Source organism: Bacillus sp. PK3-067, from assembly GCF_056738645.1.
Genome location: NZ_CP096490.1, coordinates 5,186,981 through 5,199,684, shown reverse-complemented (window position 1 = coordinate 5,199,684; position 12,704 = coordinate 5,186,981). Strand labels below are relative to the sequence as shown.

General features: G+C 31.1%; 12 protein-coding genes. All 12 read left to right on the top strand.

The features are described 5' to 3' along the window. Window positions 1-129 precede the first annotated feature (129 nt). Window positions 130-876: a YveK family protein gene (locus M1D73_RS26835; protein ID WP_000393152.1), complete on the top strand. Its 747-nt coding sequence runs from the start codon at window positions 130-132 to the stop codon at window positions 874-876. Continuing rightward, window positions 866-1,567, top strand: coding sequence for a CpsD/CapB family tyrosine-protein kinase (locus M1D73_RS26830; RefSeq protein WP_016099316.1), 702 nt, complete (start codon window positions 866-868; stop codon window positions 1,565-1,567). The genes M1D73_RS26835 and M1D73_RS26830 overlap by 11 nt, the downstream gene beginning before the upstream one ends. A gap of 104 nt (window positions 1,568-1,671) precedes the next feature. Beyond that, entirely contained in the window at window positions 1,672-2,439 is a 768-nt protein-coding gene (locus M1D73_RS26825; RefSeq protein WP_046393104.1) for a tyrosine-protein phosphatase, read from the top strand. 246 nt (window positions 2,440-2,685) lie between these two features. Continuing rightward, window positions 2,686-3,567, top strand: a complete 882-nt coding sequence (bpsC, locus tag M1D73_RS26820; RefSeq protein WP_016099314.1) for a UTP--glucose-1-phosphate uridylyltransferase BpsC — start codon at window positions 2,686-2,688, stop codon at window positions 3,565-3,567. A 60-nt stretch (window positions 3,568-3,627) separates the two neighbouring features. After that, window positions 3,628-5,439, top strand: coding sequence for a polysaccharide biosynthesis protein (locus tag M1D73_RS26815; protein ID WP_016099313.1), 1,812 nt, complete (start codon window positions 3,628-3,630; stop codon window positions 5,437-5,439). Between the two features lie 96 nt (window positions 5,440-5,535). Further along, complete coding sequence (locus tag M1D73_RS26810) at window positions 5,536-6,759, top strand: DegT/DnrJ/EryC1/StrS family aminotransferase (protein ID WP_046393103.1); 1,224 nt, start codon at window positions 5,536-5,538, stop codon at window positions 6,757-6,759. A 25-nt stretch (window positions 6,760-6,784) separates the two neighbouring features. After that, window positions 6,785-7,489 (top strand): sugar transferase, encoded by a 705-nt coding sequence (locus M1D73_RS26805; RefSeq protein ID WP_121868347.1) that lies wholly within the window; start codon window positions 6,785-6,787, stop codon window positions 7,487-7,489. A gap of 121 nt (window positions 7,490-7,610) precedes the next feature. Next, the gene (locus M1D73_RS26800) at window positions 7,611-8,435 is read left to right on the top strand and encodes a glycosyltransferase (RefSeq protein ID WP_046393101.1); all 825 of its coding nucleotides are present in this window, start codon (window positions 7,611-7,613) and stop codon (window positions 8,433-8,435) included. 50 nt (window positions 8,436-8,485) lie between these two features. Then, on the top strand, window positions 8,486-8,956 hold the full coding sequence (locus M1D73_RS26795; protein ID WP_046393100.1) for an acyltransferase: 471 nt from the start codon (window positions 8,486-8,488) through the stop codon (window positions 8,954-8,956). 13 nt (window positions 8,957-8,969) lie between these two features. Next, the gene (locus tag M1D73_RS26790; protein WP_060487992.1) at window positions 8,970-10,028 is read left to right on the top strand and encodes a glycosyltransferase; all 1,059 of its coding nucleotides are present in this window, start codon (window positions 8,970-8,972) and stop codon (window positions 10,026-10,028) included. Between the two features lie 118 nt (window positions 10,029-10,146). Continuing rightward, the gene (locus M1D73_RS26785) at window positions 10,147-11,238 is read left to right on the top strand and encodes a glycosyltransferase (RefSeq protein ID WP_046393098.1); all 1,092 of its coding nucleotides are present in this window, start codon (window positions 10,147-10,149) and stop codon (window positions 11,236-11,238) included. 208 nt (window positions 11,239-11,446) lie between these two features. Next, entirely contained in the window at window positions 11,447-12,703 is a 1,257-nt protein-coding gene (locus M1D73_RS26780; RefSeq protein WP_016099307.1) for an O-antigen ligase family protein, read from the top strand. Window position 12,704 lies beyond the last annotated feature (1 nt).

The window sequence follows — 12,704 nt, the reverse complement described above, 5'->3', positions numbered from 1 at the left end:
AGATTATTTTGTAAGATTAAACTTGTTTCTTGTGAACAAATATAGAACTGAATTATTAAAAATAAAAAATGTAAGATTTATATGTTATAATTTTTCCTATGTGTAAATTTTAGAAAGTTGGAGGAACCTATGGAAGAAACAATTAGTCTAAAAGAGTTATTTCATATCTTAAAAAAACGTTTAGCAATGATCCTCGTAATCGCCTTTGGTGCAGCTATTGTAAGTGCTATCATTAGCTTTTTCTTCATGACACCAATCTATCAATCTTCGACGCAAATTCTTGTTAACCAGAAGAAACAAGAAGGTGCAGTGATTCAATATAACGAGGTACAAACCAATATTCAATTAACGAATACATATAAGGTTATTATTAAAAGCCCAGTTATATTAGAACAAGTAAAAGAAAAATTGGGCTTAAATATACCTGTACAAGAATTGAATAAAAGAATTGAAGTAACAAATGAAAAAGATTCGCAAGTTGTAACAGTAACTGCACAAGATAATGATCCGAAAGTAGCTCGTGATATTGCAAATACGATAGCGGAGATATTTAAAAGTGAAGTTGCAAAAATTATGAGTGTTGATAATGTAACTGTATTATCAAAAGCTGAAATTATGGAGAATCAATCACCAATAAAACCAGTTCCTATGCTAAATATTGCAATAGCTTTTATTGTTGGATTAATGGCAGCGTTTGGTTTGGTATTTTTGTTGGAATTTTTAGATAACACAGTGAAAAAAGAAGAGGATGTAGAGAACTTATTAGGTTTACCAGTGCTGGGCGTTGTAGCGCGTATGGATGAAGAAACGCAAATAAATAGGTCAGTACATACTTCATCATCAAGAAAAGTGAGGGGACAAACAATTGGCTCTTAATTTATTTAAAAAGAAAAAGAATCATCGTCAACGTCGTCAATTAATTGCTCATCAACAACCGAAATCACCAATTTCAGAACAATATCGTAATATTCGAACGAATATTGAATTTGCAGCTATTGATACGAATTTACATTCATTAATGGTAACATCTGCAAACCCAAGTGAAGGGAAAACAACAACGACGGCGAATATGGCAGTTGTGTTTGCTCAACAAGGAAAAAAAGTATTATTAATTGATGCAGATATGCGTAAACCAGCGATGCATCAAATGTTCCAAGTAGATAATATTTTTGGACTAACGAATGTATTAACACATAGTGAACGTTTAGAGAAATGTGTGCAAACAACATTAGTTGATAATCTACACTTTTTAGCTTGTGGTCCAATTCCGCCAAATCCGGCCGAATTGTTAGGTTCGAAATCAATGAAAGAGCTTCTTGGACAAGCATACAGCATGTACGACTTAGTTATTTTTGATATGCCACCTATTTTAGCTGTTACCGACGCACAAATTATGGCAAATGTATGCGATGCTTCTATTCTTGTTGTTCGTAGTGAATCAACAGAGAAAGAAACAGCGGTAAAAGCAAAGGGATTATTGGAGTCTGCAAAAGGTAAATTGTTAGGTGTTGTTCTAAACGACCGTGAACGCGAACAAGGATTATATTATTATTACGGTGCAAACTAATTAAAAGGGTGAGATATGGTTGAAACATATCTCCTTTTTTCCCTTGAATATGAGATGTCTCATCTTCAAGGGAAAAAAGATTAGTAGGAGAGAGGATAAAATAAATGATTGATTTACATTGTCACATTTTACATGGCATCGATGACGGTGCACAGACAGTAACAGATAGTTTAGCGATGGCACAACAAGCCGTGTCAGAAGGAATACATACAATTGTCGCAACGCCGCACCATCAAAATGGAAAATATGTAAATGAACGTACCTCAATTATTCATCACGTAAAACAACTAAATGATGAACTACAACAACATAATATTCCACTTACTATTTTACCGGGACAAGAGGTCAGATTATATGGGGATTTATTAGAAGACTATGAAGCTGGTAAAATTGTTACTTTAAATGAAACAAATAAATACATATTCATTGAATTTCCATCGAATCACGTACCTCGTTACACTGAACAATTATTATACGAATTACGTGTAAAGGGAATGATTCCAATTATCGTTCATCCAGAACGTAATGCCGAGTTAATCGAGCGGCCAGATAAGTTATATAACCTTGTAAATAAAGGGGCATTAACGCAAGTAACGGCAGGTAGTTTATTAGGGAAGTTCGGTAAAAAAATTAAAAAGTTTTCACTTCAACTTGTAGAACATAATTTAACACATATGGTCGCTTCAGATGCACATAACACAACTTCAAGAGGATTTCATTTAGCAGAAAGCTATGAATTAATTGAGAAAGAATTTGGAATGAATGTTATGAGTGATTTGAAAGAAAATCCGTACTTATTAATTAGTGGGAAGGCAATTTACAAAGAAGATCCAGAACAAATTCGACGCAAAAAATTGTTCGGTATTTTTTAAATAAGTAATGGGTGATGTCTCCTAACCTTTATCAATGGGGGCACTCGGTCGTGCTGTGGGTAGAAATTTTATTTCGTGCCTACCTTAGACGCTTGTCGTCGGGAGTATGGCGTGAGGTTGGGTTAGATGCCCATAATTTATTTGTAATAGAAACTCTACCTATGGGGTTATAACTATGACTCCATAGGTAGGGTTTTTGTTATTGCTACATGAAAATATAATAATTTATTTTTGGGGGTACTAGATTTGAAAAAAGTAAGAAAAGCAATTATTCCAGCTGCTGGACTGGGGACGAGATTTTTACCAGCAACGAAAGCGATGCCGAAAGAAATGTTACCAATCGTAGATAAACCAACTATTCAATACATAATAGAAGAAGCAATAGAATCAGGAATTGAAGATATTATTGTTGTAACAGGAAAAGGAAAACGCGCGATTGAAGATCATTTTGATCATTCCTTCGAACTAGAGCAAAGCCTTTTAGAAAAAGGGAAATATGAAATGCTTGAAAAGGTACAAGCTTCTTCAAAAATTAATATTCATTACATAAGACAAAAAGAGCCGAAAGGTTTAGGTCATGCAGTATGGTGTGCACGTAAGTTTATTGGAAATGAACCATTTGCAGTATTACTTGGTGATGATATTGTCCAAGCAGAAACGCCATGTCTACGTCAATTAATGGATCAATATGAAGGTACACAGTCGTCGGTTATTGGTGTACAAACAGTGCCTGAAAACGAAACACATCGTTACGGTATTATTGATCCGATTGAACAAAATGATCGCAGTTATCAAGTGCGTCAATTTGTGGAAAAGCCAGCTCAAGGAACAGCACCATCAAATTTAGCGATTATGGGACGTTACGTATTAACACCAGAAATCTTTATGTTCCTAGAGAATCAACAGACAGGTGCAGGCGGTGAAATTCAATTAACAGATGCGATTCAACGATTAAATGAAATTCAACGTGTGTTTGCTTATGATTTTGAGGGAACTCGTTATGATGTTGGAGAGAAATTTGGATTTATTAAGACAACGATTGAAATGGCACTTCAGCATGAAGAACTGAAAGAAGAATTGATGAAATATATGAATGAACTTGTACAAAAAGAAAAGGTACAAGCATAGGGGAGCAAGTCCTTTTACTATCAATAAGATGTTAATTATATAAAGAAGGGAACATGTATATTGAGTTATCGAAAACGGCTCTCATTATTAATTTTATTAGATTCATTTATAGTATTAACTGCCGTGTATTTAAGCTATTGGTTTATACATCCAAATGTATTAAGCAAAATTCCTACAACAGTAGTTATTAGTTCTATTACATTATTGTGTAGTCATCATATTTTTGCTGCTATTTATAAGCTTTATAACAAGGCGTGGGAATATGCAAGTATTGGGGAGCTAAAGCAAATATTTAAGGCGATTACGCTATCAATTTTAGTAACAGCAATTGTTCAACAAATTATAAATCATGATATTTATGTTCGGATTTTAGCAATCGCATGGATGCTACATTTATTATTAATTGGCGGTTCTCGCTTCGTATGGCGTATGTTCCGTGATACATATATTACAAAAGCTACTGATAAAAAACGAACATTAATTATCGGTGCTGGTTCAGCAGGAACGATGGTAGTGCGTCAATTACAACATAATAAAGAAGCAGATTTGTATCCGATTGCGTTTGTTGATGATGATAGAAATAAGCAAAAATTGGAGATTTATAATGTGCCGGTTGTTGGTACAACAAATCATATTCAAGAAATTGTAGAAGATAATGATATAGAACATATTATTATCGCAATTCCTTCATTAAATAGAGGGCAAATAAACGAGATTTTTGAGAAGTGTAGAAAAACGAAGGCGAAAACACAAATTGTACCGATGCTTGAAGATCTTTTAGATGGAAAACTCTCTGTTAATGAATTCCGTGATGTACAAGTGGAAGATTTATTAGGAAGAGAGCCAATAAAGCTAGATGATGCAGGAATTGGAGAGAAGATTAAAGGTAAAACAATTTTAGTAACAGGTGCTGGTGGATCAATTGGATCAGAAATTTGTCGTCAGGTAATGAAATACAAACCAGCTAAAATTGTTCTTTTAGGGCATGGTGAAAACAGTATTTATAATATCGAAATGGAAATGAGAGTTACCTATAAAGATACAGTTGAAATTACAACAGAAATTGCTGATGTACAAGATCGACATAAGATTTTTGAAATAATGAAAAAGCATCAGCCATATATCGTATATCATGCTGCGGCACATAAGCATGTTCCTTTAATGGAACGTAACCCTGAAGAAGCTGTGAAAAATAATATCTTCGGAACAAAAAATGTTGCTGAAGCGGCAGATACATTTAAAGTGAATACATTTGTTATGGTTTCTACAGATAAAGCTGTAAATCCGACAAATGTAATGGGAGCTACAAAACGATTTGCAGAAATGATTGTGCAGCATATGGCATCTGTTAGTAATAGTACACGTTTTGTTGCAGTTAGATTTGGTAATGTTCTTGGAAGTAGGGGAAGTGTAATTCCTCTGTTTAAGAAACAAATTCAAAAAGGTGGACCTGTAACAGTTACTCATCCTGATATGATTCGTTATTTTATGACAATACCTGAGGCTTCTAGGTTAGTTATTCAGGCCGGTACTTTAGCAAGAGGTGGGGAATTATTTGTACTAGATATGGGGGATCCAGTTAAGATTTTAGATTTAGCTAAAAATTTAATTACCCTTTCAGGTTACTCTATTGAAGAAATTGGAATTGAATTTACTGGGTTAAGACCAGGGGAAAAAATGTATGAAGAGCTCCTAAACGAAGGAGAAATTCATCCTGAACAAATATTCCCTAAAATTCATATAGGGAAAGCTGTTTTAATAGATCAAGATATTTTAATGAAGTTTATGAATGATTTTGAAGGGATGAATAAAGGAGAAATAAGAGAAAGATTATTAGATATTGCAAACAATAAAAATCAGATGCCCATTTGAACGTAAGAGCAAATAAACACTTATGCTACCAATTAATTAGTCTAAGTGTTTATTTTATATTTAAAGATAAAATTAAATATAGGGAGGAAAAATTAAATGACTAATAGAGAAAAAAGAAATATACCATTTTCTCCACCAGATATTACAGAAGGGGAAATTGAAGAAGTTGTAAAAGCGATGAAATCTGGTTGGATTACTACGGGACCTAGAACGAAGGAATTAGAAAAAAGAATAGCTGAATACATAGGGGTAAATAAGGCGGTATGTTTAAATTCAGCAACGGCAGCCATGGAATTAACACTTCGCATTTTAGGTGTTGGTCCTGGAGATGAGGTTATTACTTCCGCGTATACTTATACAGCATCTGCTTCTATTATAGATCATGTGGGCGCAAAAATTGTATTAGTTGATACAGCTCCTGATTCTTTCGAGCTGGATTATGAAAAACTTGCTGAGGCAATTACAGAGAAAACAAAGGTTATTATTCCTGTTGATATTGCTGGGAAAATGTGTGATTACGATGCTATATATGAAGTAGTGGAGAGTAAAAAAGAATTATTTAAACCTAATAATGATATTCAAAGGTTATTTAATAGAATAATTGTAATGACAGATGCAGCCCATGCATTTGGAGCAGAGAGAAACGGTATGAAATGTGGACAAGTTGCAGATTTTACTTGTTACTCTTTCCATGCAGTAAAGAATTTGACAACAGCTGAAGGCGGCGGAGTAGTTTGGCGTAATGATTCAGGATTGGATGATGAGTGGGTTTATAAGCAATTTATGTTATATAGCCTTCATGGTCAATCTAAAGATGCTTTGGCTAAAACTCAAAAGGGTGCATGGGAGTATGATATTGTCTATCCTGCTTATAAATGTAATATGACAGATATTATGGCAGCTATTGGGTTAGTTCAATTAAATAGATATGAGAAACTTATGCAAAGACGTCGTGAAATTATTGAAATGTACGATAGATTATTACTACCACTTGGAATTCAAAGTTTACAACATTATGGGGAGGAATCTACTTCATCGGGGCATCTTTACTTGGCACGAATACCTTGGATTGGTGAGGCTGAGAGAAATGAAATTATTGTGAAGATGGCTAATATGGGGATTGCTACTAATGTTCATTATAAGCCTTTACCAATGTTGACGGCTTATAAAAAACTTGGATTTGATATTGAAAATTATCCTAATGCCTTCAACGTTTATAAAAATGAGATTACGCTCCCTTTACATACGTTACTAAGTGATACAGATGTAGAGTATATATGTAATTCTTTAAAAGAAATTTTGGACGGTATTTTAATATAATTCCGGTGAACTGAGTAGAGAAAGGATGAATAGCAAATTGATATTAAAGAAATGGGAAGATTTACCGGATGATATAAGAAGAGATGCTGTTAGAAATTACTATAATATATTATATAAAAAAAGGTTTAGTCTGCTTTTTAAACGAATATTTGATATTATAGTTGCTATTTTTGCTATAGTAATACTTTTGCCTTTGTTAATTATTATAGGGATTGCTATTAAATTGGACTCTAGGGGACCTATTCTGTTTAGACAGGTTAGAGTTACACAGTATGGGAGAAAATTTAAGATACTCAAATTTCGAACAATGGTTCAAAATGCTGAGAAAATCGGTGCACAAGTAACTACTAAAAATGATAATAGGATAACGAGGATTGGTTTTATACTAAGAAAGTATAGATTCGATGAATTTCCACAATTATTTAATATCCTAGCAGGGGATATGAGTTTTGTCGGAACAAGGCCAGAAGTAGTCAAATATGTAGAAAGATACAATAGTGAAATGATGGCTACACTTTTATTGCCAGCTGGTATAACTTCAGAAGCTAGTATTCAATTTAAGGATGAAGAAAAGCTTTTGGTTAAAGCAACCGATGCTGATTTTACGTATATTAACAAAGTTCTACCAGAGAAAATGAAATATAATTTAAACAGTATTAAAAGATTTAGTTTTACTGGAGAAATAAAAACTATGATTAAAACTTTAAAAGCTGTTTTTAAGAAAGATTAGAAATATTGATGGTGTTATGGTGGTATTAATATTAATAAAAGGAACTCATAAAATAAAAAGATAACTATTTAATTTTAGTTATCTTTTTATTTTACGTAATAAATATTTTAGGAGCGGGATCATGAATTATAGTGTATTAATGACTGTTTATAAAAATGATAATCCAAGTTATTTGAAAAAGAGTATGTTAAGTATATTAAATCAAAGTATTTTAACTAACGACTTTATTGTCGTGAAAGATGGACCAATTACTGAGGAATTACAAAATGTTATAGATTTAATGGACGAAGAGTTCCCATCAGTAATTAAACAAGTTGATTTGAAGGTAAATGTTGGGTTAGGATTAGCGCTAAATGAAGGGCTTAAAGTGTGTAAAAATGATATTGTAGCTAGAATGGATGCCGATGATATATCCCTTAGTACACGCTGTGAAATGCAATTGAAGGAATTTAAAAAGGATATAGATCTAGATATCGTTGGATGTGATGTAGATGAATTTGTGGGAAATGAAGATAATATAATTTGTACAAGATCAGTTCCCGGAACTAATGAAGATATATATCGCTATGCTAAACAAAGGGACCCATTTAATCATCCAACTGTGATGTATAAAAAAAAGAAAATATTAGATTTGGGTGGATATAAGGATTTAAGGAAGAATCAAGATACAGATTTATGGCTAAGAATGTTAATGAATGGATGTAAGGGTAAAAATATTAATCACTCTTTATTACTATTTAGGTTTGAAGATGAAACTTATAAAAGAAGAAAGAATTGGCTTAATACTAAGTCATTAATTAATATTCGTTATCATGCTTTCAGAGAAGGGTTTTCGAGTTTTAGTGATTTTTCAAAAATTTGTATTATGCAGATTTTAATCTATATTATGCCAATTACATTTCAAAGATGGATTTATCAAAACTTTTTGAGAACTTCTAAAAAATAAAATGCTTAGATGCTATTGTCTATAAGAGGATTGGTGGTTAAAGAATTAGGATGATAGAACTATTAAGTAAAGTTATAAAAAAGATATATATATTTATATACAAGTTAATCAATTATAAATTGTATAAGCAAGGAGCAATTTTATATGGAATTCCTAAATTGATTAAGAGAGAAAAGATAAAAATAGAAAAAAATGTGAGAATAAATGAGAATATTTTTATGCATGGGGCTGGAGGAATTATATTAAAAGAGAATGTTACTTTATCCTATGGTGTTACAATACTTTCAACAGGCTACGATACTAATAATTGGGCTGAAAACAAGATTAGAAAAGTCCATAAAGACCAAAAAGTAATTATTGGAGAGAATGTTTGGTTATGTGCAAATGTAACTGTCCTTCCGGGGGTAAATATTGCAGATGATATAATTGTTGCAGCTGGTTCAGTTGTTACAGATAGTTTGTTAGAGCCTGGGTATATGTATGGTGGAATTCCAGCTAAAAAAATTAAAAAGATTATATAAAGGGTGAGAAAGCATGAAAGTACTTCATATAACAGCGACCCATCTAAATAAGTACGGTGGAATTCCAGTTGTTTTAGAAAAGTTAGTAAAACATCAAAATGAAATTATAGGTACCAAATCCCTAGTTCTTTCGGTGAAAAATGAAGTGGCACAATTGAAATCAAACTTCTTTCATTTTAGAAGTGATTATAATGAAATAGAAGAATTTATAAAAGATTACAATCCAGATGTTACCGTTTTTCACGGTTTGTATTTTATAGAGTATGTTAAAGTTATGAAAATTCTCAGCTCACATAAGTATAGATATTTTATACAGCCACATAGCTCGTTTATGAAAACAGCTCAAGAGAAAGGGAAAATCAAAAAATATATTGCTAATAATACCTTATTTAAAGGACTAATAAAAAATGCACATGGTTATATATTTTTAAATCAAGCAGAAATGGATAAATCGATATATAGAACTGAGAATGATCTTATTATTCCTAATGGTATAGATGCTAATTATAGGGAATTAGAAAAAAGTCAGGAAGAAAAGTTGAAAATATTCTTTATTGGTAGAATGGACATTAATCATAAAGGTCTAGACTTACTATTTCAGGAATTAAAAAAACTTGATGGTGTAAAAAGGGACTTTTCAATTTATTTTTATGGTGTAGGATCTCAAAAAGAAATTGAAGCCGTCAATAACTATATTCGACAATTTGAAACTTTAGAACTTGAATATAAGGGACCTGTGTATGGTAAAGAGAAAGAGAGTGTGTTTGAAGAATCTAATATAATGATATTAACCTCTAGATATGAAGGTTTCCCCATTACGGTATTAGAAGCTCTTTCTTATGGTAATCCTTGTATAGTAACAAATGGAACAAATGTTAGAAAAATGATTGAAGCAAATAACATAGGCTGGGGAACAGAATACGATAAAATATCTGAAACTATTTTAAAGGCTATTGAAGATTATAAAAATAATCCCGCTTCATATGTGAAAAATACTAGAGATTTTGTAAAGGAAAACTATAGTTGGTCAGAAATATCTAAACTGTCTATTGAATTATTGTCTAATAGTTAGATAAAAATATTTAATAATCCTCAGTGACAATAATACATGAATATTCTAGAGATATAATAAAATGTTAATTTATTATTATAAAAGAAAGTCATATATTTAATATAGGAGAAAAATAGTTATGAAAGTTCTTATACTAGGTTTTTTAAGGTCTAATGACGGTGTAAAATCGTTTGGTGGTGCAGAAAAGTCAATGATTATGCTAGCAAATTCCTTTTCTGAATTTGGACATGATGTGCATTTAGTATCACTTTTAGGTAATCATGTAGCTTATCCAATTGATAAAGGGGTTAAATATCATTCTTTCCCTGATTTTAAAGGAAATAAAATTTTGACACATATTAAAGTTATGAAAAATACATTAAGTGTTATCAAAAAGTATAGTCCAGATGTAATAATTTCTTTCTGGTTACATCCAGTTTTTTATGGTTACAAGTTTGCTAATAGTAAAGGGATAAAATTTATCTATTCAGAAAGAAATGATCCAAATCTTGAATATGGCTCTACTTTAAAAAAAATAAGAGATTTTGTTTTTCCAAAATTAGATGGATTTGTATTTCAATCGGGAGGAGCAAAAGCGTACTTCTCAGAAGATATACAGAAAAAATCCAAGGTAATTCACAATCCTTTATATATTAGTTATGATGCATATCCATTTAAAGAAGAGCGTGATAATAGAATTGTTAGCATTGGGAGGCTTAGTAGTCAGAAAAACCATGCCTTATTAATCAACGCTTTCTCCAAAATAGCAATGGAATTTCCTAATTATAATTTAGAAATATATGGAGAAGGTTCTTTAGAATCAAATTTGAGATTATTAATAAAAGAAAAAAAATTGGAAAATAGAATTAAGCTTATGGGAACTACAGAAAAAATAATGGATGAAATATATGGAGCAGCATTATTTGTACTGCCTTCTATTTATGAGGGGATGCCCAATGCATTAATGGAGGCAATGGCTTTAGGGATACCATGTATATCAGCAGACTGTACCCCTGGAGGGCCTAGAGAATTAATTAAACATGGGGAAAACGGCCTCCTTTTTAAAGTGGAAGATGTCGAAGATTTAGTAAATCAAATGAGACTAGTTTTAAACAATCAAGTGAGTGCAACAAGTATTGCTAAAAATGCAAAAAATATTTGTCTCACTAATTCCGCAGATAAAGTTTTTAAATCCTGGGATGATTATATGCAGATGGTAGCGAAACAATGAGAAATTCTGCGGTAAAAATTATTTTAGGAGGTTTTATTTGAAAACCTTGTTAATTAAAGTGAAGAGTTTTGTAATTCTACTATAGAAGAATGCGTCAGTAGAAATTAATTTTAATATGATAAGTAAATGAAAAATTATTGTATTTTGACATGGATTTGAAGGATTGAGTACAAATGAAATGGATTAATAAAATGTCAGGTAGGTTAAAATGATAAATAAATTAATTTACAGTAATGGAAAACAGAGAATATATGGTTTGGAATTTATTTTAATTATTATCTTTTTGATTACCGTATTTGCCGATATGTCAGAAGAAGGTATTTATTATAGTAAATTCTTAATTATAATGATGATATCGTTGGTTTATTTTGTTAAGAATAAAAGTATAAGTTTTGAGAAAAATATATATATTTTTTATTTATTTTTAATCCTGACAGGAGCTTCAGGTTTATATGGTTTTAGGAATGATGTGACTATAGGGAATTTACTGACATTAACATGTTGTTTAATGTTAGTAATTGTTTTGCCACTTATTTTAAGTACTAAAGAAAGATTATACATATTTATGAGTTGGTTTATTATTTTTGGTTTGATTCTAAGTGTATATGTTATTTCTTTAACTGATTACAATAGGTTGTTAGAGGGGAGATACTATGCTTCTGAAGTATTAGAAGAGAGTATTGGAAATCGGAATGCAGTAGCATTATTAATAGGATTGGCATTTAATTTTGGGGTTTATAAGGTTTTTTATCAGCGTAATTATAAACATTTAATATTTGCGTTAGTGATGTTAACAGCAGTTCTATTAACAGGATCAAGAAAGGGTTTGTTAATATGCTTCATTCCTATGTTTATTAATATATTTTTAATGGGGATGAAATCTAATTTAAAGAAAAATATACAGTATTTTTTTGTGTCACTAATTTTAGCCACCCTATTATCAGTATTGTTTTATAATATTTTATTTAAAATTGATATTTTATATGAAAATATTGGATGGAGATTTGAAAGTATGTATCAAGAAATCTTTTTACATGAGTCAAGTAATGAAGGTTCCTATCATACTAGAAAAAATATGATTCAATATGGAATGGATTATTTTAAAGAAAGACCACTATTAGGGCATGGTATAGAAAATTTTAGATATTTATATGCTCAAGAAGTAGGAAAGGAAACATACTCTCATAATAATTATATAGAGTTATTAGTTAACAATGGGATCGTAGGTTTATTATTATATTATTCATTTTATATAAGTGTTATTTTAAAAGCTAACGATAGAAGAAGAAAGTCGAAAAGTTTAGAGGAAAAAAGATATTATTTATTTTGTATTTCGTTATTAATATGTATGTTTATAATTGATTGGGGATTAGTTAGTTATAAATGGTATCCAAATTACATATTGTTGGCTCTAGCTTTAAAGCCAAATTGGAAAAATGAAGCGGATGTCTCACTATTAAAATAAA

What these genes read in the sequence shown, in the direction of transcription:
- M1D73_RS26835 (WP_000393152.1), top strand. Translation starts at nt 130, where the DNA reads ATGGAAGAAACAATTAGTCTAAAAGAGTTATTTCATATCTTAAAAAAA.
- M1D73_RS26825 (WP_046393104.1), top strand. Translation starts at nt 1,672, where the DNA reads ATGATTGATTTACATTGTCACATTTTACATGGCATCGATGACGGTGCA.
- M1D73_RS26810 (WP_046393103.1), top strand. Translation starts at nt 5,536, where the DNA reads ATGACTAATAGAGAAAAAAGAAATATACCATTTTCTCCACCAGATATT.
- M1D73_RS26805 (WP_121868347.1), top strand. Translation starts at nt 6,785, where the DNA reads ATGAATAGCAAATTGATATTAAAGAAATGGGAAGATTTACCGGATGAT.
- M1D73_RS26800 (WP_046393101.1), top strand. Translation starts at nt 7,611, where the DNA reads ATGAATTATAGTGTATTAATGACTGTTTATAAAAATGATAATCCAAGT.
- M1D73_RS26795 (WP_046393100.1), top strand. Translation starts at nt 8,486, where the DNA reads ATGATAGAACTATTAAGTAAAGTTATAAAAAAGATATATATATTTATA.
- M1D73_RS26790 (WP_060487992.1), top strand. Translation starts at nt 8,970, where the DNA reads ATGAAAGTACTTCATATAACAGCGACCCATCTAAATAAGTACGGTGGA.
- M1D73_RS26785 (WP_046393098.1), top strand. Translation starts at nt 10,147, where the DNA reads ATGAAAGTTCTTATACTAGGTTTTTTAAGGTCTAATGACGGTGTAAAA.
- M1D73_RS26780 (WP_016099307.1), top strand. Translation starts at nt 11,447, where the DNA reads ATGATAAATAAATTAATTTACAGTAATGGAAAACAGAGAATATATGGT.